At 45.2% G+C, this 21,060-nt stretch carries 18 protein-coding genes, 1 tRNA gene and 1 pseudogene; 7 read left to right on the top strand and 13 right to left on the bottom strand.

The annotated features are described in order from the left end of the window. Nucleotides 1-2 precede the first annotated feature (2 nt). Nucleotides 3-1,376, bottom strand: coding sequence for a diaminobutyrate--2-oxoglutarate transaminase (locus GA693_RS02925; protein WP_005176742.1), 1,374 nt, complete (start codon nt 1,374-1,376; stop codon nt 3-5). Between the two features lie 468 nt (nt 1,377-1,844). Between GA693_RS02925 and GA693_RS02920 the strand changes: the two genes are divergently transcribed. Beyond that, nucleotides 1,845-2,549, top strand: coding sequence for an SIMPL domain-containing protein (locus GA693_RS02920; protein ID WP_160241467.1), 705 nt, complete (start codon nt 1,845-1,847; stop codon nt 2,547-2,549). Nucleotides 2,550-2,632: 83 nt separating this feature from the next. On the opposite strand, the gene proB is transcribed toward GA693_RS02920, so the two are convergent. Together proB and cgtA are read right to left on the bottom strand one after the other, a co-directional pair. After that, nucleotides 2,633-3,766 (bottom strand): glutamate 5-kinase, encoded by a 1,134-nt coding sequence (gene proB, locus GA693_RS02915; RefSeq protein WP_005176735.1) that lies wholly within the window; start codon nt 3,764-3,766, stop codon nt 2,633-2,635. Nucleotides 3,767-3,795: 29 nt separating this feature from the next. Continuing rightward, nucleotides 3,796-5,007 (bottom strand): Obg family GTPase CgtA, encoded by a 1,212-nt coding sequence (cgtA, locus tag GA693_RS02910; protein WP_005176732.1) that lies wholly within the window; start codon nt 5,005-5,007, stop codon nt 3,796-3,798. A 266-nt stretch (nt 5,008-5,273) separates the two neighbouring features. On the opposite strand from cgtA, the gene GA693_RS02905 reads away from it, so the two are divergent. Then, a complete protein-coding gene (locus GA693_RS02905) occupies nt 5,274-6,461 on the top strand; it encodes an MFS transporter (protein ID WP_160241468.1) in 1,188 nt (395 codons plus the stop codon). A 494-nt stretch (nt 6,462-6,955) separates the two neighbouring features. On the opposite strand, the gene GA693_RS02900 is transcribed toward GA693_RS02905, so the two are convergent. Further along, nucleotides 6,956-7,330 carry a winged helix-turn-helix transcriptional regulator gene (locus GA693_RS02900; protein ID WP_016660049.1) on the bottom strand — a complete coding sequence of 125 codons (375 nt, stop codon included), beginning with the start codon at nt 7,328-7,330 and terminating at the stop codon, nt 6,956-6,958. Nucleotides 7,331-7,445: 115 nt separating this feature from the next. On the opposite strand from GA693_RS02900, the gene GA693_RS02895 reads away from it, so the two are divergent. Continuing rightward, complete coding sequence (locus tag GA693_RS02895; protein ID WP_160241469.1) at nt 7,446-8,297, top strand: SDR family oxidoreductase; 852 nt, start codon at nt 7,446-7,448, stop codon at nt 8,295-8,297. 13 nt (nt 8,298-8,310) lie between these two features. Here GA693_RS02895 and GA693_RS02890 read toward each other — a convergent pair whose 3' ends face one another. From GA693_RS02890 to uvrB, 6 genes are all read right to left on the bottom strand, one after another. After that, a complete protein-coding gene (locus GA693_RS02890) occupies nt 8,311-8,985 on the bottom strand; it encodes a hypothetical protein (RefSeq protein WP_160241470.1) in 675 nt (224 codons plus the stop codon). A 12-nt stretch (nt 8,986-8,997) separates the two neighbouring features. Further along, the gene (locus tag GA693_RS02885) at nt 8,998-9,708 is read right to left on the bottom strand and encodes an MFS transporter (RefSeq protein ID WP_407646725.1); all 711 of its coding nucleotides are present in this window, start codon (nt 9,706-9,708) and stop codon (nt 8,998-9,000) included. 172 nt (nt 9,709-9,880) lie between these two features. After that, complete coding sequence (locus tag GA693_RS02880; protein WP_075167798.1) at nt 9,881-11,338, bottom strand: glyceraldehyde-3-phosphate dehydrogenase; 1,458 nt, start codon at nt 11,336-11,338, stop codon at nt 9,881-9,883. A 269-nt stretch (nt 11,339-11,607) separates the two neighbouring features. After that, entirely contained in the window at nt 11,608-12,537 is a 930-nt protein-coding gene (gene rarD / locus GA693_RS02875; RefSeq protein WP_160241472.1) for an EamA family transporter RarD, read from the bottom strand. A 133-nt stretch (nt 12,538-12,670) separates the two neighbouring features. Continuing rightward, the gene (locus tag GA693_RS02870) at nt 12,671-13,258 is read right to left on the bottom strand and encodes a lipocalin family protein (RefSeq protein WP_005176705.1); all 588 of its coding nucleotides are present in this window, start codon (nt 13,256-13,258) and stop codon (nt 12,671-12,673) included. Nucleotides 13,259-13,382: 124 nt separating this feature from the next. After that, complete coding sequence (gene uvrB, locus GA693_RS02865) at nt 13,383-15,404, bottom strand: excinuclease ABC subunit UvrB (RefSeq protein WP_045795108.1); 2,022 nt, start codon at nt 15,402-15,404, stop codon at nt 13,383-13,385. Nucleotides 15,405-15,713: 309 nt separating this feature from the next. On the opposite strand from uvrB, the gene GA693_RS02860 reads away from it, so the two are divergent. Continuing rightward, nucleotides 15,714-16,493 carry an A1S_2505 family phage non-structural protein gene (locus GA693_RS02860; RefSeq protein WP_016660041.1) on the top strand — a complete coding sequence of 260 codons (780 nt, stop codon included), beginning with the start codon at nt 15,714-15,716 and terminating at the stop codon, nt 16,491-16,493. A 174-nt stretch (nt 16,494-16,667) separates the two neighbouring features. Beyond that, nucleotides 16,668-17,589 (top strand): annotated as a pseudogene (locus tag GA693_RS02855) (GGDEF domain-containing protein); the annotation flags it as partial. A 46-nt stretch (nt 17,590-17,635) separates the two neighbouring features. Here GA693_RS02855 and GA693_RS02850 read toward each other — a convergent pair. Next, a complete protein-coding gene (locus GA693_RS02850; protein WP_005176699.1) occupies nt 17,636-17,818 on the bottom strand; it encodes a hypothetical protein in 183 nt (60 codons plus the stop codon). A 219-nt stretch (nt 17,819-18,037) separates the two neighbouring features. Between GA693_RS02850 and GA693_RS02845 the strand changes: the two genes are divergently transcribed. Then, a complete protein-coding gene (locus tag GA693_RS02845) occupies nt 18,038-19,273 on the top strand; it encodes a pyridoxal phosphate-dependent aminotransferase (RefSeq protein ID WP_005176698.1) in 1,236 nt (411 codons plus the stop codon). A 95-nt stretch (nt 19,274-19,368) separates the two neighbouring features. Here GA693_RS02845 and GA693_RS02840 read toward each other — a convergent pair whose 3' ends face one another. Beyond that, the gene (locus GA693_RS02840) at nt 19,369-19,827 is read right to left on the bottom strand and encodes a hypothetical protein (protein WP_160241473.1); all 459 of its coding nucleotides are present in this window, start codon (nt 19,825-19,827) and stop codon (nt 19,369-19,371) included. 236 nt (nt 19,828-20,063) lie between these two features. Between GA693_RS02840 and GA693_RS02835 the strand changes: the two genes are divergently transcribed. Next, nucleotides 20,064-20,139: transfer RNA gene (locus GA693_RS02835), tRNA-Asn, on the top strand. A gap of 261 nt (nt 20,140-20,400) precedes the next feature. On the opposite strand, the gene miaE is transcribed toward GA693_RS02835, so the two are convergent. Beyond that, entirely contained in the window at nt 20,401-21,054 is a 654-nt protein-coding gene (gene miaE, locus GA693_RS02830; protein ID WP_005176696.1) for a tRNA-(ms[2]io[6]A)-hydroxylase, read from the bottom strand. Between the last annotated feature and the right edge of the window lie 6 nt (nt 21,055-21,060).

Here is a 21,060-nt window from a genome sequence, read left to right as displayed (position 1 = left end):
TATTATGCGCCTCGTACTGCTTTCAGTGCTTCAGCCACAGCTTTCTTGAAGCGGGCAATCACTTCTACACATTCTTCCTGATTAATGATCAGCGGGCAAAGTAAACGGATTACCGTACCGCCACGACCACCTTTTTCTAACAACAGTTTGTTGTCAAAACATGCAGCCTGAATTGCAGCAGCCAGTTGTGAATCTGCAGGATAAGCACCTAAACGGTCTTTTTCCTGACGCTCATCTACAATTTCAACACCAATCATTAAACCGCGGCCACGTACGTTACCGATACATGGGAATTCAACTGCCAGTTTTTTCAGTTCAGCTTGCAGGAAGTCGCCACGCTCTTGCGCATTTTGCGCCAGGTTTTGTTCTTTAATGGTGTTGATTGTCGCAAGACCAGTACCCATTGCCAGCTGGTTACCACGGAAAGTACCGGTATGGCCTGCTGGTTGCCAAGCATCAAACTTACGTTTAATCCCTAACACTGCCAGTGGCAAGCTACCACCAACCGCTTTCGACATAACCACTACGTCTGGCTCAATACCAGCATGTTCATAAGCAAACATTTTGCCTGAACGCGCAAAGCCTGCTTGAACTTCGTCAAGAATCAACACGATGTTGTGTTTTTCAGTCACTTCACGGATTTTTTTCAGCCATTTGGTAGGCGCAGTAACCACACCGCCTTCACCCTGAATTGCTTCAAGAATTACAGCAGCCGGTTTAGTAACACCGCTTTCCACATCTTCAATGAAGTTTTCGAAATAGTAAGTCAGTGCATCCACACCTGCTTCACCGCCAAGACCCAACGGGCAACGGTATTCATGTGGATACGGCATAAATTGTACGCCCGGCATTAAACCGTTTACGGCATTCTTGGCAGACAGGTTACCTGTCATTGCCAGCGAACCGTGAGTCATACCGTGGTAGCCACCTGAGAAGCTGATTACAGAGCTACGGCCGGTAAATGTTTTTGCAAGCTTGATTGCTGCTTCTGTTGCATCTGCACCAGATGGACCACAGAACTGCAAGCAATACTCTTCTTTACCACCTGGCAGGTAAGCAAGAAGCGCTTCAGTAAATGCATCTTTTAAAGGTGTAGTTAAATCTAAAGTATGTAAAGGAAGACCACTCGCGATGGTGTCTTGAATACTTTGAATCACCGCAGGATGATTATGGCCCAAAGCCAATGTACCTGCCCCAGCTAAACAATCCAGGTACGTCGTACCCTCAACATCGGTAACCCAGCAACCTTGTGCCTTCGCTATCGCTAACGGTAATTTACGAGGATAACTACGCACATTCGATTCCATCTGACTTTGGCGAGTCAAGTAGTATTCGTTTGTGGAATTGGTGGCAGGGTTTACAGAAGTAACGCTCATATCGAATTACCATCTCTGATATGGGTTGAAGAAATAAGTCGGGTGACTTGTGGTCCTTTGACTCGGTGCTTTATAAAAATCTAGTTAGATGATCTAGATAATATTCAATAACTAGGAGCGCGATGATACCTAATTTTTCAGGAAAATAAACCGCTTTTGGCATTTTATCGAGCTAATTTTATCGAAAAGTTCTATCGGTCTAACCATTAGATTGAATTATCATCTTACAATGTGACAGCAGAAAGAAAACCGCATTCTTGATATTTTTTTTAACCCTATGTAAGTTGCCTGCAGAATTAAACCCACTATTAAATATAACATATTGTTTTAAAATAAATAATCAAGCCATTCCGAGTCAGTAGATTTTATTATTTTTTTACAATCCCACCACAAACTCTGCAAAAATTAGCCATATTGCTTGGCTAATATGCTTTGATAGATAAATACCTATAAAAACAGGACAAAATCATGCGTTTTATTACTCTCTCCAGTTGCCTATTGGCTGCTGCAGTTTCAGGTAGTGCCTTGGCGCAGACCACCGAAAAACTGAACTACAATCTGATCAATGTTCAGGCAGAAGCCAGCCGTCAGGTATCCAATGACCAGATGAACGCAGTGCTGTATATCGAGCGCAGTCATAAACAGCCTTCTGAACTGGCCAATCAGATCACCCAAATTATGAATCAGGCGATGGCCACAGCGCGAAAATATCCAACGGTTAAAGTAGAAAGTGGTTCACAGTCGACTTATCCGGTTTATGACAATGACAGTCAGAAACTGAAAGAATGGCGCGGTCGTGCCGAAATTCATCTGGAAAGTACCGACTTTAAAGCCGCCAGCCAGCTCATTGGCGAGCTGCAGCAGCGCCTGCAAACTCAATCAGTACATTTTAGTGTGTCAGATAGCCAGCTTAAGAAAGTCGAAAATGAGCTACTAGTTGAAGCTTCGAAAAACTTCCAGCAACGCGCACAGTTATTGACCCAGGCCTGGAATAAATCAGGCTATCAACTGGTCAATCTGAACATGAATACCAATAACTATACCCCGCGCCCGATTGCAATGCGCGCCAATACCGCCAAGTTTGCAGTGGCTGAAGCAGCACCTGCACCGGATATGGCTGCCGGTGAATCGAAGATGACGGTGAATGCCAACGGGACGATTCAGTTTAAGTAAATTGCTCGTTACCTCTATTTCCAAAATAAAAAATCCCGCTCGGAAGCGGGATTTTTGTATTTCTTAAGTTGAATCTGTATGGCTTAGTAAATCGCCATATGATTGCGATGGATCATTTCCAACGAACGTGCTTCACCTAACACCTGATGCACTTTGTCCGAGGCCAGACCTTTAATAATGTCTGCTGAACGCGAGCTAAAGTTCACCCGCCCGACAGCCACCCGATGGCCTTGACGATCGACACATTCCACCACATCACCACGCTCGAAATGCCCTTCCACGGCGCGTACACCCACCGGTAACAGGCTACGATGATTTTCCTTGATGGCTTTTACCGCACCTTCATCCAATACCAGACGGCCTGCGGTTTGCAGATGCGCCGCTAGCCATTGCTGATGTGCGGTGATACGATCATTGTCGGTAATAAACAGCGTACCGAGCATTTCGCCATCCATCAGACGGGCCAGTACATTATCACTTTCACCGCTGGCAATTAAGGTTGGACAACCCGATTTGGCTGCTAAACGCGCTGCACGGACTTTGGTCAGCATACCGCCACGGCCAAACTTGCCACCACCACCGGCCATATCGAACAGGCTTTCATCTAAAGCACGTACGGTATGGAACAGTTTGGCATCCGGATTAGAGCGCGGATCAGAATCAAACATGCCTTGCTGATCGGTCAGGATAATCAACAGATCCGCATGTACCTGTCCGGCCACCATAGCTGCCAGGGTATCGTTATCACCAAAACGGATTTCGTCAGTGGAAACCGTGTCATTTTCATTAATCACCGGAATCACGCGCCAGTCAATCAGGTGCTGCAAGGCATCACATGAATTGAGATAACGGCGACGATCTGCCAGGTCATCATGAGTTAATAACACTTGCGCAGTTTTAATGTCGTGTTTTTCCAGCACGCTGGACCAGGTTTGTACCAGACCCATTTGACCAATGGCCGCACAAGCCTGAAGACTGGGTAGATCAGTGGGTCGATTCTCTAGTTTCATTCGAACCATGCCTTCAGCCACAGCACCGGAGGACACCAGAATAATCTCGTGTCCTGCATTATGCAGATCTGCAATCTGATTCGCCCAATGCGAAATTGCATCCAGATCTAAGCCTTTCCCGTTTGCTGTGAGTAAAGATGATCCGATTTTAACAACGATTCGTTTACAACCCTGGAGCTGACGTTGCCCATCTACCACTTCTATCATCTTGTCCTCAGTTACTCTTCATCAAGAGCTTAACGTACGTAATATACTTCCATTTCGCCATCATCTTCATCGTCATCATCGAAGTCATCGCCCTGACCCGCCAGACGTTGCTGACGACGCATTTCACGATAAGCTTCTTTAGCGGCGATGGTTTGCTCGCGTGTTTCAGCTTCAAGCTGGTCACGGAAGGCTTTCATTTCTGCTGCATAGTCTGGATCTTCAACTTCGCGTTCGCGTTGCTGTTCAATCTGATCCATCAGGTAGTACACCACTTCTTTGGTACCTTCAGACATTAGGCCCGAGGTCTGGAATACTGGACCATCCCATTGCAGTTCTTCCAGAATATGTTTACACCATTCTTCGCGTGAATCTTCCGGTAATTGGTCGAGCTTGTTCAGCACCAAGACTACTGGCAATTTGGCCAGCGTTGGCGAGAATTTTTCCAGCTCGTTCAAAATGGCACGGGCATTGTGTGCCGGATCTGAACCATCAATTGGCTGTACATCGACAATGTGAAGCAGAATACGGGTACGCGCCAGGTGTTTCAGGAAGCGAATCCCTAAACCAGCCCCTTCTGCCGCACCTTCAATCAGACCTGGAATATCGGCCATCACAAAAGAACGATGACGATCGGCATCGACCACACCCAGGTTTGGCACCATGGTGGTAAACGGATAGTCTGCAACTTTTGGTTTTGCTGCCGATACTGCACGAATAAAGGTTGATTTACCGGCGTTTGGCATACCCAGTAAGCCAACATCTGCCAGCACTTTCAGCTCTAAACGGATTTCGCGGAATTCACCTTTCACACCTGTGGTAAATTTACGCGGGGTACGGTTAGTCGATGATTTGAAGTGAGTATTCCCCAAACCACCATCACCGCCCTGGGCAACCAGTACTTTCTGACCGTCTTCGACCAAGTCAGCAATAATGTCACCAGAATCTGTATCTACAATCGTGGTGCCTACCGGTACTTTCAGCACCACAGATTCACCACCACGGCCAGCACAGTTTGCGCCTGCACCATTTTTACCGCGCTCAGCACGGAATTTACGGGTATAACGATAATCTACGAGTGTACTGGTGTCGTCATCGGCCTGAATATAAATGCTACCGCCACGACCACCATCACCACCATCTGGACCACCAAATGGTACGAATTTTTCACGGCGAAAACTGGCTACGCCATTGCCACCGTCGCCAGCCTCTACGGTAATGACTGCTTCATCAACAAAGCGCATCTTGCCAATCCTCTAAAAACTTTAAAACCGCCTATTCTGCCATATTTTAAAGGATTTCTCGAATAATTTATGCAGCAAATCTATTGTGCTCACAATTCTTTTTACAATTTGTGTGTCGCCATCTAAAAAGCGCAATCTAGCTAAAACCGGACAGCGCTTATTTTTTTCCAAGCATGATATTCAGCAATCAAATGATTGTTTTTTCTTATTTCTATTTTCAGTCCACAACACCTATAGTGTGCTACTCGCTGACTTGAGAAATTGTTATGTCCTCCCCAACCGCCACGCCAGTGCTGTCCCCTCAATTTGTATTACTGATGGCGCTGGCCTGTGGCCTCTGTGCCGGTTCTGCCTATTTTAACCAGCCACTCATTTATTCAATTGAAAAAAGTCTGGGCATTAGCACCAGTCAAGCCGGCTTTGCTGTAGTAGTCGCGCAAATTGGTTATGGTTTAGGACTTATGCTATTGGTGCCACTGGGTGATTTACTCAATAAACGCAAGCTAATTGTTAGTCTGATGGTCTTCGCGGCAATTTCACAAATCCTGCTGTCTTTGAGCAGCAGCCTGTCTGGACTGTATTTCTTTACCTTATGTGCCACTTTTGGTGCGATTTCTGCGCAGGTGTTAATTCCGTTTGCCTCGACCATTAGTCCGCCGGAATCGAGTGCTGCCATTGTGGGTAAACTGATGAGTGGTCTGGTAATGGGGATTATTCTGTCGCGCACCTTTGCCGGTTTTGTATCGACTTACTGGTCATGGGAAGGTGTGTATTTATCTAGCGGAATACTGACCTTGGGCTTTGCCCTGCTGATGTGGCACAAACTGCCGAATACCGAGCCACAATCCGGTTTAACGGTGATGGGAATTTACCGTTCCTTATTTAAACTGGCGCAGCATCATCCGCATTTAATTCGCCGTGCCTGTGCCGGCGCCTTAGGCTTTGGCATTTTGTCGATGGTCTTTACCTCAATGACCTTTGTCTTGGGCAGCGCGCCTTATCATTTTAGTGATTTTGAAATTGGCCTGTTTGGCTTACTTGGCGTGATCGGGATTTATTCGGCCAGCTGGTCGGGGAAAACGGTGGGACAAGGCAAGGAAAATCTGGTTGCAACGCTATGTATTTCCCTGATGCTGTTGTCCTGTATTCCGCTGTTTTTTGCCCAGCAGAATATTGTGGTCTACGCGATTGGGGTACTGATGAGCTATTTTGGCCTGACCGCATTTCACGTATTAAACCAGAACCTGGTCTATCGGATTGATATTAAAGCGCGTTCAAGAATTAATGCGGTATATATGACCATTTACTTTTCAGGGGCAGCCATTGGTTCACTCGGTGCGGTGTATGCCTGGGAACATTTTGAATGGATTGGCTGTGTGGCACTTGGACTAGTCTTTGCGCTTGGTATTTTAGTGATTGACCGTTTTGATTTTAAAAAGATGAAACAGGCTTAAAATATTTTGATTCATCACTGCTCATGACTCATTCATAAGATAAATCCTGCAAGTTCCTTCTCCCTTTGGGAGAAGGCTAGGATGAGGGGCTGTTATGCTGAATGAGAAGTTTAAACTAGCTTATAAAAATATTTCTTTTTATTATTGTTGATCAATTGCATAGCGCATTAACTTCTGACCTAACGCGATAAAAGTATGACCCATTTCTTTTCCAAGCCTAGATACTCGATAATCAATAAACTCGATATTTTTCGACGTTAACCTCCGCGAATAGCTTGAATATAATCCTAAGCTTTTATGATTAAATTGCTTAATCCTCTCCTTGAATCTTTGATCTCCAGTCGCCTCTTCCAGAAATAGAAAATGAACCCAATATATTTGCGCTTAAGTTATAAAATTCATCTATGAAATAAAAGTCAAAATAATGACATAGACCACTAAAAGCGACGCGACCAGATGGTTTCATTATTGCTTCCCCACAAGCAACTTAATATCTATTTTGAAACACGCGCTTTATTCTCTAAAATCTCAGGCAAACTACGCTCTACCCATCCAATCAAGTAATTTAACTTTTCAGACGCTTGCGAACCCAAAATCGTCAGCTGATATTCCACCTTAGGCGGCACAACGGGATAAACCGTTCTTAATATAAAACCATCTTGTTCCAGCATTTTTAAAGTCTGCGCTAACATTTTCTCGCTCACCCCTTCAATACGCTGCTTTAACTCACTAAAGCGATGTACACCATCACTTAAACAGCGCAGAACCAATACCGACCATTTATTGGTTAAGTGTTCCAAAATTTCACGCGATGGACAATCTGTGGATAAAACCTGACCAAGTAATTTACTGGTTTCATAAGCTGACATAAAAATCTTTCCTGTGAGTAATAGACTTACTTTTTGGTACGTACTTACATTTAGTAAGTTATCAGATTAGTATTTAACCATCAAGATTATTTTTCAAACAATGTTGGAGTGAGATATGAATATTGCGATTACAGGTGCAACCGGTCAGTTGGGGCAATTGGTGATCCACCATCTTTTCAATTTAAGTTCAGAACATCACCTTATTGCATTAGTCCGTAATATTGAAAAAGCCCAGGCACAATTACCGAAAGGCATCGAAATCCGCCATTTCGACTACGACAAGCCTGAAAGTTTAAGTACCGCATTATTGGGCGTAGATAAGTTACTTTTAATTTCAGCCAATGAAATTGGTCGTCGTACTGCACAACACCAAGCTGTAATTGAAGCCGCCCAGGCGAGTCAAGTTCCCTATATTGCCTATACCAGTTTGTTAAATGCAGATCACTCCAGTCTAGGCTTGGCACAGGAACATCGTGAAACTGAAAAATTGATTCAAGAAAGTGGATTGAGCTATACCCTGCTTCGCAACAACTGGTATATCGAGAACTATTTGGGTGGCTTAACCCAAGAGATCCAACATGGCACAATATATGGTGCAAGTGGGGATGGTCAAATTAGTGCCGCGTCTCGTGACGAATATGCTGAAGCAATTGCACGTGTATTACTCACGGATACCCATCTGAATAAAACCTATGAGTTGGCATCAAGCCAAAGCTTTACTAAGGCTGATCTTGCTCAAGCCATCTCCGAGGTGAGTCAACAACCAGTGCAGTACAATAACTTAAGCCCTGAAGCCTTTGAGCAACTGTTGCTACAGGTGGGCTTAGATGAGGATTTTGCCAGTTTCTTGGCGGATGTCGATGCTCAAACCCAAGATGGCGTCATGTATAGCCAAAGCCAGGATTTGCAAACATTACTGGGACGTCCAACCGCAAGTATCACAAGTATTTTGCAGAAACTGATCTAAAGTCAGCTTCAGTTTATGGATGGATCTGGCTCAGTTTCAGATCCATTTTCATATCCAGATTGGCATGTGTGCGTCGTTCAACATTACGCATCGTGGCATTAAAACCGGAAACTTTCTGCAAGGTCATTGGATCATTCAGATTTAATTGCGGCGCAAATTGATGCAGCAAGCGGACCTTTAACAGCTCATGAAATTCCAGACCGACCGGGCCATTAAATAAAATCTTGACCGGCAGCCGATAGGTGCGCTGCAAATGAAACGGCACACTCATTTTAATTGGAATATCCAGCTGTAACGGCAGTTTGGGCAATAACGGATTCTGATAGATTAAATCGGTGCTGGTCTGTAGCGGCATCAGCTGATCAATTTGAATATGGGTTTTATAGTCCACTTTTACATCAATCGGTGTGGTGACTACAAATTGCAGATTGGCCGGATATTTACCTTCCAAAGGCAATTGCACCTGCTGATCCAGCTGAATTTCAGTATCTAAATGGCCTTGGGTATGGGCCTGTAAATAATTGCCGACCTCAATATGAGTAGGTAAATCTTCCGGTAACAACAACCGCGCTTTTTGGGCATTGACATACATCGAGGCCTGAATATTTAAATACAGCCAGAACAGAAGTGCGACCAGCGCAGCCACAATCAAGCCCAACACAAGCTGATGGCGAAGTGAAGAAAACATCTACACGCTCCTCTACTCGACCATTTGTACAGTAGTCTGTGGCTGCGCCGTTTCGGCCGTCGCCAGACGGATACTGTTTAAAGGAATATTCAGCTCACCCTGCTCAATCTTAATTGGTAAGGTATTTTTTACATCCACCGAGGCCTTCAGCGCGGTTTGAATTGGCACATTTAAATGACCTTGTACCGGAATCTGGGTATTCAGTGTGGTTTTTAAAGGAATATTCAGGTTTTCTTTTAATACCGTTTTTACCGGCGCATTAAATTTTAAATGGACTTTTTGTGCCAGCGGCACATCCATATGAATAGGCACATCCAGCACAATGGGAATGGTGCCTTTGAGCGGTAAACTGATGTCTTTACCCATTAACCTGACTTTGACCTGGGTATCAACCGCCAAGGGCTGGTTAATTTTTAAGGTTTCCCGCACCGGAATGGTGGTACGAATTGGCACATGCGTATCAAAATACACCCGTGGATTTAAGGTCTGGGTCAACGGAATATCCAGATTTTCCTGAATGGGAATAACCGCATTGACCCGGCCACTGACATTGACATCCAGTGCATCATGAATTTTAACTTCGGCTTGGAGTGCTTCCTGCAAATCAATATTGACCTGCTGGTTTTCGAGCGGAATATAAATCTGAAAATGCCGAAAAATCCATAAGGCAATTGCTACACCTACCATGGCTGCCAGCACCATCAAGATTATGCCGCGGAGCATCAATCTGTTTGGCAACGGTTTATCCTATCTGTCATTTTTGTTTTTCTCGACAGAAATTGTGCCCAAAAACCGTGATACGGTTTGCAATTTTTTGTATAGCGTCTTTGCTTATTATTTTAATGAAAGATAAAAAAGAGCCTCAAATGAGGCTCTTTCTGGTCTGCATTACAAATTAAGCATTTGTTTCAGCAGGAACTTTTGGATAGCTTACGCCGCCCATCTGTTCAGCGATACGCAGTACCTGGCAGCTATAGCCCACTTCGTTGTCGTACCATACATAAGCCGTTAAACGGTTACCTGAAGTGATGGTTGCTTGCGCGTCAAATACACCTGCAGTACGTGAACCGATGAAGTCAGAAGATACCACTTCAGTCGAGTTGGTATAACCGATCTGACCTTGCAGGTTCGAGCTGATTGAGATTTGACGGATGTATTCGTTCACTTCGTCACGCTCAACTTCTTTCTCAAGCGTCAGGTTCAGAATCGCCAGTGATACGTTTGGTGTTGGAACACGTACAGAGTTACCGGTTAACTTGCCTTTCAGCGCTGGAAGTGCTTTCGCAACTGCTTTCGCTGCGCCAGTTTCAGTAATTACCATGTTCAATGTAGCAGCACGGCCACGACGGTCAGCTTTGTGGTAGTTGTCGATCAGGTTCTGGTCGTTAGTGAACGAGTGAACTGTTTCAACGTGACCGTTAAGCACCTTGTATTTGTCGTCTAACACTTTCAAGGTTGGCGTGATTGCGTTTGTAGTACAGCTTGCTGCAGAGATGATGGCATCTTCATCAAGAATGTCGCCCTGGTTTACACCATAAACAACGTTCTTCATGTCACCTTTACCAGGTGCAGTCAGAATGACACGTGCTGCGCCTGGGCATTGCAGGTGCTGAGCCAGACCGTCAGCATCACGCCATTTACCGGTGTTGTCGATTACCAGTGCATTGTTAATACCGTATGCAGTGTAATCTACTTCAGACGGATTAGAGGCATAGATCACTTTAATGAACTGACCATTCGCAATGATTGCTTCGTTTTCTTCATCAACAGAAATGGTGCCAGAGAATGGACCATGGATCGAGTCACGACGTAATAAAGACGCACGTTTTTCCAGATCACCATCTGCAGATTTACGCACTACGATGGCTTTTAAGTTCAAGCCACGGCCAAGACCAGACTGACCAATCATTAAACGTGCTAGGATACGACCAATACGACCGAAACCGTAAAGTACAACATCACGGCCTTCTACAGAAGTTGGACGACCTTCAACTGCTTTGACTGCAGCTGCTACAAATGCATCTGCATCGCCGCCTTGCTCTTTAAAGGCAACCGCAAGTTTACCTAGGTCAATTTCAGCAGTACCAATGTTTTCAACTTTTGCTAATGCTTCAAGAATCGGGAAAGTGTGTACAACTGAAAGCTCAACGTCCATCATACGCGTGAAACGGTGTGCTTTTAAAATCTGAATCACTGAACGGTTAACTAAAGAACGTCCAAATACTGAAACAACAATATTTTTCTCACGGTACAGCTTACCGATCAAAGCGATCATTTGTTCCGCGATTTCTTCACGGTTTTTCCAGCGACCTTGGTGCTCTGCGTGTAGGGCGATGATAGTCTCTTTGCTCACAGATACGTCCTCTAATTAATTGTATATCTAGGCATAAAATTCAAAACCCGACAATTGTAATGGAATTGGCGGCAAGATTGAATCAAAAGCTGTCTAAGACCGCTCTATTTTGCTATATATTCAGTATAAATTTGAAAAATAGTTGTAATTATTTTTATGATTTCGCTCCTAAATCTTAAAAAAATACTATTTTTCATATAAAAAATAACAAGTTATCTGTTTGTTGCTTTATCAGACAAATTTTACCGACTGATAACAATATTTTTTTGCTATTCCAGCCGGTCCTGATAGTTCTCGACATTTTTTTGCAAGGCCCGTTCCTGCCGTTTCTGTTTCAGCACATGCAGTATACCTTCAATCACCAGCAGCAATACCGCCAGCCAGATTGGAATATAGGTCAGCCATTCATCGGCTTCAACACGCTCGCCCAGCATCATCGAGGCGAAAGCCAGCAACACCGGTTCCAGATAGCTAAGCAAACCAAAAATCACAAAAGGCAAATAACGGCTGGCCAGAATATAACTGCCCAAACCTAAGGCACTTAAAAAGCCCAGTCCCAGCACAGCCCAGATCAGATGCGAGTAATTCAACAGCAATGCCATGCTGTCGCTATAAACAAAGCCCAGATAAAACGCGACTGGTAAAATCAGGAACAGATCCCACCAGAAACCGCCTAAATTGTCGGTTTTAAACTGACGGCGTAAAAAGAAATACAAAGGATAAGCCAGCGCCACATACACAGTTTCCCAGGCCACACTGCCAATGCGCCAGATTTCATGTCCGACGCCCAGTACGGCTAGCGCCACCGCCAGCATTTGCCAGCTGGACAGTTTTTCCTTATACAGCACACAGCCAACCAGCACCATCACCAGTGGCAACAGGAAATAACCGAGCGACACTTCCAGACCACGGCCGTTAATTGGCCCCCATAAAAACAGCCACAGTTGCGTGGTACATAAGAACGAACTGATCAGCAGCCACAGCAATAAAAGCGGCTGTTGTAGCACCCGCCTGAAAATCTCGGCCACATGCTTTAAATCACCACTCCACCACATAAACAGGGTGATAAAAGGCAAGGTGGACAGCATGCGCCAGGCAAAAGTTTCTTCACTGTCTAAAGGTTGCAGAAACTGGGTATAGAAATACAGCACACCAAAAGTGATGGATGCCAATACAGACAAAGCAACGCCTTTATACATCTTTCACTCCTGATCTTTGCCGAGCGCTGATTATACTCAGTTCATCTCCGGAAAACTCTGTTCGTGCATGAATTATTGACCGAAAAATAAAAAACCATGCCGGAGCATGGTGTATTTTTAGTAGGAGATTGCTTTAACGGGCTGTCTGTTTGGTGTGAATAATATCATCCAGGTTATAGCCTAAAGATTTGGCATATTCGAGATATTCATTGATCACTTCGGGATTGGCCTGCGGGGTACGCGACAACACCCACATATATTTGCGATGTGGCTCACCGACCAGCACGGTCTGATAATCTTCATCCAGTTTTAGCACCCAGTAATCACCGCGACCAATTGGCATCCAGCGGATAAATTCTGGCAGGAAGCTGACTTTCAGTTTGGTATTAAACGGCGCATTTTGTACAAAGGCTTCACCAATAGAGACGGTTTGTTCGCCATTTTTGGTGATACAGCGATTATCGACCTTGATATTGCCATTTTCATTTAAGGTATAGGTCGCCGTGACATCCCGATCACATTTATTCTGGAAGGACATCGGTTTACGTGCCACCTCATACCAGACCCCTAGGTAACGATCCAATTCCACTTTTTCAACGGTGGGTAGTGGCTCTTTCTGGGCATAAGCCATGGTGGCCAGCCCTAAACCGACCAGCACTGCCCCGCCTACGGCAATTTTTGCCAATTTATAACTCGCTTTAGGGAGATTATTCGTTTTCATCAGGTCACCTTATAGCTTCAATATTGTTCTGGAGTTCTCAGCATACTTGGCTAAATTAACGGTAAATTCAGGTATTTACTGTTGTGTTATGTAAGGAGTTTTTTAACAGTTCCCACACTTTTCTTTACTGCAGCATTTGTGCCTTCAAACGAATAATTTCATCACGCAGACGTGCGGCCTGTTCAAACTGCAATTCTTTTGAGGCTTTGAGCATCTCTTTTTCCAGCTTGGCCACATGCTTGGCAAACAGTTTCGGGTCCGACACGATATGCCGCTCATCCGCGGTTAAAGCCAAGGTTTGGGCTGCCATCTGCTCATCAATTACATCTTCTTCCAGCACCTCGCCGGTATCAATTTCTTTAATGACCTGACGCACAGCACTGCGCGGAGTAATACCATGTAGCTGGTTAAATTCAATTTGCTTGGCACGGCGACGTTCAGTTTCATCAATGGCTTTTTGCATGGAATCGGTTATCCGGTCGGCATATAAAATTGCTTTGCCGGCAATATTCCGTGCAGCACGACCAATAGTCTGAATCAGCGAACGTTCGGAACGCAGGAAGCCTTCCTTGTCGGCATCCAGAATCGCCACCAGCGAGACTTCAGGCATGTCCAGACCTTCACGCAGCAGGTTAATCCCCACCAGCACATCATAAATCCCGGTGCGCAGCTCATGAATAATCTTGACCCGCTCGACCGTATCAATATCGGAATGCAGATAGGCCACTTTAATGCCGTATTCTTTTAAATAGGAACTTAAATCTTCGGCCATGCGCTTGGTTAAGGTCGTGACCAGAACCCGTTCGTTTTTATCTTTACGCAGGTTAATTTCCGACAGGACATCATCGACCTGGGTCAGCACTGGGCGGATTTCAATTTCCGGGTCAATCAGACCGGTTGGACGCACCACCTGCTCGACAATCTGTTCAGCTTTTTCCAGTTCATACTGCGCCGGTGTGGCACTGACATAAATAGTGCTTGGAATAATCCGTTCCCATTCTTCAAATTTCATTGGTCGGTTATCCAGCGCGCTTGGTAAACGGAAACCATAATTGACCAGGTTTTCCTTACGCGAACGGTCCCCTTTATACATGGCACCAATTTGCGGCACGGTAACATGCGACTCATCAATAATCAGCAAGGCATCATCCGGCACATAATCAAACAGGGTTGGTGGCGCTTCACCGGCCGGACGACCGGATAAATGACGGGAATAGTTTTCAATGCCGTTGGTATAGCCGAGCTGCTGCATCATTTCCAGATCATAACGGGTACGCTGCTCAATACGCTGTGCTTCCAGCAGCTTGTCATGTGCACGGAAAAAGCCTAAACGTTCTTTCAGTTCTTCACGAATAGTTTCAATGGCGCGCTGCAAATGGTCTTTGGGCGTGACATAGTGGCTTTTCGGGTAGATGGTGACGCGTGGCACTTTGCGGATCATTTTGCCGGTCAGCGGATCAAACCAGCGGATCGAATCGACTTCATCATCAAACAATTCAATCCGGATGGCATTCTGCTCTGATTCTGCCGGGAAAATATCAATAATTTCACCGCGAATCCGGTAGGTCCCGCGCAAAAATTCCAGCTCATTGCGGCTATATTGCATTTCTACCAGCCGGCGGATGATATCTTCACGTTGAATCCGGTCGCCCTGCACCACATGCAGCAACATGCTCATATAGGCATTCGGATCACCCAGACCGTAAATAGCCGATACCGATGCCACAATAATCGAGTCACGACGTTCCAGTAATGCCCGCGTGGCTGACAAGCGCATCTGGTCAATGTGATCATTAATGGCGGCATCTTTTTCAATAAAGGTATCGGAAGATGGCACATAGGCTTCCGGCTGATAGTAGTCATAATAACTGACAAAATATTCAACCGAGTTATGCGGGAAAAAGGCTTTAAATTCGCCGTAGAGCTGGGCCGCCAGAGTCTTGTTATGCGCCATCACAATAGTTGGCCGCTGTAACTGGGCAATCACGTTGGCCATGGTATAGGTCTTGCCGGAACCGGTTACCCCCAGCAGCAACTGATCATGCATGCCCTTTTGAATTCCCCGCACCAGCTTTTCAATGGCCTGCGGCTGATCTCCAGCAGGTTGATAATGGGTAACCAATTCAAAAGGTTGATGATCACTCACGGATAGCGTACTCATACAGATCGAAAAAAATAGTCTAACAGATTCAGCCTATTATCTGGCTTCAGATTGTAATTTTTGTACACTTTCTTGTCACCGGCAGCATCGGCAAGGTTCTGTTTTTAGTCCGCAGTGCAACTGAAATAAAGACCTTCACCCGCTGCTGTTTGGCACACTCTCACCAGACATACCCAGATCAAAGCAAAATCTTCATGTGAAACAGAAAAACACCCTCGTCTTGTGCTTTTTCACTTGATTCTGCCCCGCTTCACGGGCAACATGAACACAAGGGATCACATAGATTTAATGACAATGACTTACCGATATCATGATGAAAGTATTATTAAAAGCTTGCCTGAAGATACGATTTTTGTCTTTGGCAGTAATCTGGCGGGTGATCATGCCGGCGGTGCAGCGCGCACTGCCCTGCAACACTTTGGCGCCGTGCGCGGCGTAGGGCGTGGCTGGGCCGGACAAAGCTTTGCCATTCCAACCATGAACGAGCATTTGCAGCAAATGCCGCTGTCGCAAATTCAGCACTATATAGATGACTTTAAAACCTATACCAAAAATCATCCGAAAATGAAGTATTTTCTGACTTCAATTGGCTGTGGTATTGCCGGTTATAAAGTCGAGGAAATCGCCCCGATGTTTAAAGGCATTTCCCACAATGTGATTTTCCCGGCCTCCTTCCGGCCTTTTGTCGAGAAATCTTTACCGAAACTGAACCAGCATTTTCTGCATACCATTTTTCGTGATCCGGTGATTTTTGCCAGCAATCCGGATGAGCTGATTGAAGTACTGGCTTTAAATGACAATGAAAAAAGTCTGGCTAAAATTTTGCTGAATACCCAGATGTACCCGACCGACAGCAATGGCCGTGACCGGATTTTTGAAATTGAAGATATTTTATATGGCCTGAAAGGCAAGGTCTTCGAATGGCAAAGCAACTCTGAAGGTTCCATGCTGTTTGGCGGGGTGATTCTAGCCTTACTGGAACTGTATAGTATTAATGAACAGGATTTTGCCGAAGTCTGGCATGGTCAACGTGAAATTACCCCACCGCGTCCGGCGCATCGGGCCAAAAAATAATCCCTCTTTTTAATACCAGAGCAGCCGGCCACTGAGCCGGCTGCTTTTTAATTCAGTGATGCAAATCACATTTATAAAAATAAACACAATTCTTATCACATAATAAAAAACTTGATTATAATTCTATTTTTCATTCACTAGAATAATCGAGCTTCAGACTATGACAATACTGGATGGGTGGAAGATTTTAGCCGGATTAAAAGCCGGCTCGATCAGCTGCGCCATTTGGGCATAGATGATTTCAATACCTTTTTAGATGTGCATCCGGATTTTATCCAGCAATGTATCCGCGATGTACTGATTATTGATGTCAATCAGGCCACGCTGGATTTATTTGGCGCCCCGGACAAAAACACCCTGCTGCAAAATATTCATAAAATTTTTGCCGGTGAAATGCAGCATACGTTCAGGGAACAGCTGATCGAGCTCTGGAACGGCAATATTCACCATCAGCGTGAAGCCATCAATTATGCGCTGGATGGCAGCATCCGCCATGTATTGCTGCAATTTACCGTATTTCCCGGCTATGAAGAGGACTGGAGCACGGTTCAGATGGCCTTGACCGATATTACCGCGCGTAAAAAAAGCCGAAAATTATCTGGAATATCTGGGCAAGCATGATGTGCTGACCAAGCTGCTGAATCGCTCGCATTATAGCGAAGAAGTGAATCGCTTAGAGCGCAGCAGTCTACGGCCTGTATCCAGTATCTATATTGATATGAATGGCTTAAAAGTTGTGAATGATGCCTTTGGCCATGATAGCGGTGATGATCTGCTCAGACGCACCGGTGAACTGCTGAATCAGCTTGTCCAGAATACCCAGTACAGTGCCTGCCGCATTGGTGGTGATGAATTTGTGATTTTGCTGCCGGGTGCCGATGAGATTGCCCTGCACAACTGTTTGGCAGGCTTGCAGGAACTGCTGTTAATTGACAGTCAGTTTCATGGTAATCAGATGCTGAATCTGTCGATTGGGTCTGCGACCACACTACCACAGGAAAGTATTGAAGAGATGCTAAAACGCGCCGATCAGGCCATGTACACCCAAAAACGCGCCTATTATGTCCAGTTTGACCGGCGTGAAACCCAGGATTAAACCCATCAAGCGCCCATAAAAAATGCCACAGAACGTGGCATTTTTCTTAGCGTTTACCCATAGATTTACGGGTCCCACGTGGTGGTGGAAACAGCTTGTCGGCATAACCTTCATCTTTAGGACGAACCTGATTATGCAAGGCATCCATCTGGGCTTTTTCTTCCGCAGATGGCATTGGGAATGGGAGTTTTACCACAGGTTTTTTTGAAGTAGGCTGCTGCTTACTCATGACGATAACTCAAATCAAATTAGCGCTATTTTAAGGTTTTTTGCAGTCAGAAGCGAGCCTCCGGCTTTTTATTCTCAAAAATGCCTTATTTTGAGGCGCAGAAGCACAAATTTCGTGATTTTTTATTAATTTGTTGAGATTTTAAACGACGAAGTGACTATTTTTGAGCTAAGATAGTGTGCTTTTTATTTTTTAATCCCTATAAGAAGGAATACTGCCGTGGACGTACGTCTCTCTGATCGTGTAAATGCCATCAAACCGTCCCCAACGCTTGCTGTGACAAACAAAGCTGCTGAATTGAAAGCTGCTGGTCATAACGTAATTGGCTTGGGTGCAGGCGAACCGGATTTCGATACACCACAACACATCAAAGATGCAGCAATTGCAGCGATTAACAACGGTTTTACCAAATATACCGCTGTTGACGGTACGCCAGGCCTGAAAAAAGCCATTATTGCGAAACTAAAACGTGACAATAACCTTGACTACCAAGCCAACCAGATTCTGGTGTCTTGCGGTGGTAAACAATCATTCTTTAACTTGGCACTTGCACTGTTAAACAAAGGTGATGAAGTGATCATCCCTGCGCCATTCTGGGTAAGCTATCCAGATATGGTCATCATCGCTGAAGGCGTGCCAGTGATTGTAAAATGTGGCGAAGAACAACGCTTCAAAATCACTCCTGCTCAGTTAGAAGCAGCCATCACAGACAAAACCCGTTTAGTGGTACTGAACAGCCCGTCTAACCCGACAGGTATGATCTACACCAAAGCTGAACTGGAAGCTCTGGCTGAAGTACTGCGTAAATACCCAGAAGTGTATATCGCATCTGACGACATGTACGAACCAATCCGCTGGGATGACGAGTTCTACAACATCGCTACTGTTGCACCAGACCTGTATGACCGCACTATCGTGTTAAACGGTGTGTCTAAAGCCTATGCCATGACTGGCTGGCGTATCGGCTATGCAGCGGGCCCTGCTAAATTGATCGGCGCGATGAAAAAAATCCAGTCTCAGTCTACGTCTAACCCGACGTCTATTTCACAAGTAGCTGCGGAAGCTGCATTGAACGGTCCTCAAGACGTTCTACAACCAATGATTGAAGCGTTCAAACGCCGTCATGACCTGGTGGTAAACGGCCTGAACGACATCAAAGGTATTTCTTGCTTACCTGCAGATGGTGCGTTCTATGCTTACGCCAACATCAAACCACTGATTCGTGCTAAAGGCTTAAAATCTTGCACAGAATTCTCTGCATGGTTACTGGAAGAAACGGGCGTGGCCGTGGTTCCAGGTGATGCATTCGGTTTAGGCGGTTTCATGCGTATCTCTTATGCAACGGCTGATGAAGTGCTGGTAGATGCGTTAGCGCGTATCAAGAAAGCGGCGGATTCAATCGAAGGCGTTGATGAAGCGATTGCGTCTATCGAAGCTGAAAAAGCTGCTCAATAATCTCTTCTGAGCAATAAAAAAACCGCGACCTGTTCGCGGTTTTTTTATGGCCTGATTTGCTCTAAACGCTCAATTCAGCGGACCATAGATAACGGTTAGATGGCCTTTTTCAGCGCCTGAATGAGCTGACTGCGTGAGATGTCAGGACGGTCTGTACCCTTATAAATACAGTAATATTTAAAGGCACTATCCAGACTCACCCGCAGTTTTTTTTGTTCAGAAGCCGACCAGACCCGGCAGCGGTTACTACCCGACAAGGCACTGCCGGCAAGCTGATACAGGTATAAATCCTGGCTGCGCTGTAATGGCGTGCGGATCGCATGATCCGGATGCTCTGAAAGCTGGAAACATGGCTCATTGATCAGCCATTTTTCACTAAACCACAGCTGCAGTAAATCACCCAGATACAGATCGACATGCCCGACTGGCCATACGTTGATATAGGCCGAAGCAACAGGCGTATAATAATCTTCTGGATTGCTGATAAGAGAAAGGTAGTTGTCTTTGTAAAAATTGAGGTTTGCAAAAATTTCAGGGATGCTGAGCGTATTCATTCGCTGTCTCCGATTTAGCCATTTTTGTGCTGGCAAGTTGGTTTAAATCCACACTGTTTAACCATTTGGTCAAACGACTTTCTGGATTTAATCTAACAACAGATTTTTTGCTTTGCAAGATTTTTTCGTGTTTTATTTTATTTTGCACAAATAAAAAGCATATAAACTTTAAATGTAAAAAAGATGACAGTTTTCGCTTGACCCCTGCCAAAATCCCTCTATAATCGCATTCAGATTCTCCCATAGCTCAGTCGGTAGAGCGACGGACTGTTAATCCGCAGGTCCCTGGTTCGAGCCCAGGTGGGAGAGCCAAATTCAAGAAAGCCCAAGCATTTAAGACTTGGGCTTTTTTATTGCCAAAATTTATAGCTTCCAATCTTTTTAATTCCCACAGCGATTCACATCTGAAGGCTGCCAAAAGAGGATGACATCTTCCCGAGCGATCTAATAGCAAGACGTCCATCAGCAGATCAGTTCTATCTTCAAACAGGCAGATCAATCCTGATTCCCCTTCTCGCAGCCATAAAAAAACGGAACCGAAGTCCCGTTTTCTCTCAAAAAATATTGACTGTTTCAAGCTGCCTGCGCCGGCACACCGCTATGGAAACGGAAAGTATCATCCGGGCTTAAAATCAGATTTTTTTCCACTTCACGAATATGCTGAATCCGGCCCTGAATATCTTCTTCCGGATTTTTTAGCTTGGCAGTTTTGGCAACGTCCAATGCCAGTGCCAGATAATCTTCATAATGACGCGATTCAGATTTCAGCAAATAGCGGTAGTAACGCCCCAGCTCTTCATCAACATGCGGTGCCAAGGCATAAAAACGCTCACAGGAACGCGCTTCTACAAAGGCGCCAATCACCAGTACATCAATTAACGCTTCTGGTTCATAGGTACGGATTTCTTTGCGTAAGCCGCCAGCATAACGACCTGCGCTTAAGCCTTTCCACTCCTGTCCGCGTTTGTTCATGAATTCCAGCACCTGTTCATAGTGCAGCATTTCTTCACGAACCAGTTGCGCCAGTTTGACCTGCAAATCGGTAAAGAAGCTGTAGCGGAACATCAGGTTCATGGCTGTACCGGCGGCTTTTTTCTCGCAGTTGGCATGATCCTGCATCAGGATTTCCAGATTGTTCAGCGCTTCATCCAGCCAGGCTTGCGGGGTTTCACAGCCCAGGAAGCCGATCACCGGCTTCATGAGTTCATCATAATTGATTGTCGACATACAAAA

Source organism: Acinetobacter indicus (genome assembly GCF_009914475.1).
Lineage (GTDB): Bacteria > Pseudomonadota > Gammaproteobacteria > Pseudomonadales > Moraxellaceae > Acinetobacter > Acinetobacter indicus.
The sequence above is the reverse complement of the archived record's forward strand: the minus strand, read 5'-3'. Positions and strand labels throughout refer to the sequence as shown.

Bases quoted from the DNA above. Each gene is read 5' to 3' on its own strand.
- GA693_RS02925 (WP_005176742.1), bottom strand. From the start codon at position 1,376: ATGAGCGTTACTTCTGTAAACCCTGCCACCAATTCCACAAACGAATAC.
- GA693_RS02920 (WP_160241467.1), top strand. From the start codon at position 1,845: ATGCGTTTTATTACTCTCTCCAGTTGCCTATTGGCTGCTGCAGTTTCA.
- proB (WP_005176735.1), bottom strand. From the start codon at position 3,766: ATGATAGAAGTGGTAGATGGGCAACGTCAGCTCCAGGGTTGTAAACGA.
- cgtA (WP_005176732.1), bottom strand. From the start codon at position 5,007: ATGCGCTTTGTTGATGAAGCAGTCATTACCGTAGAGGCTGGCGACGGT.
- GA693_RS02905 (WP_160241468.1), top strand. From the start codon at position 5,274: ATGTCCTCCCCAACCGCCACGCCAGTGCTGTCCCCTCAATTTGTATTA.
- GA693_RS02900 (WP_016660049.1), bottom strand. From the start codon at position 7,330: ATGTCAGCTTATGAAACCAGTAAATTACTTGGTCAGGTTTTATCCACA.
- GA693_RS02895 (WP_160241469.1), top strand. From the start codon at position 7,446: ATGAATATTGCGATTACAGGTGCAACCGGTCAGTTGGGGCAATTGGTG.
- GA693_RS02890 (WP_160241470.1), bottom strand. From the start codon at position 8,985: ATGTTTTCTTCACTTCGCCATCAGCTTGTGTTGGGCTTGATTGTGGCT.
- GA693_RS02885 (WP_407646725.1), bottom strand. From the start codon at position 9,708: ATGCTCCGCGGCATAATCTTGATGGTGCTGGCAGCCATGGTAGGTGTA.
- rarD (WP_160241472.1), bottom strand. From the start codon at position 12,537: ATGTATAAAGGCGTTGCTTTGTCTGTATTGGCATCCATCACTTTTGGT.
- GA693_RS02870 (WP_005176705.1), bottom strand. From the start codon at position 13,258: ATGAAAACGAATAATCTCCCTAAAGCGAGTTATAAATTGGCAAAAATT.
- GA693_RS02860 (WP_016660041.1), top strand. From the start codon at position 15,714: ATGACTTACCGATATCATGATGAAAGTATTATTAAAAGCTTGCCTGAA.
- GA693_RS02850 (WP_005176699.1), bottom strand. From the start codon at position 17,818: ATGAGTAAGCAGCAGCCTACTTCAAAAAAACCTGTGGTAAAACTCCCA.
- GA693_RS02840 (WP_160241473.1), bottom strand. From the start codon at position 19,827: ATGAATACGCTCAGCATCCCTGAAATTTTTGCAAACCTCAATTTTTAC.
- miaE (WP_005176696.1), bottom strand. From the start codon at position 21,054: ATGTCGACAATCAATTATGATGAACTCATGAAGCCGGTGATCGGCTTC.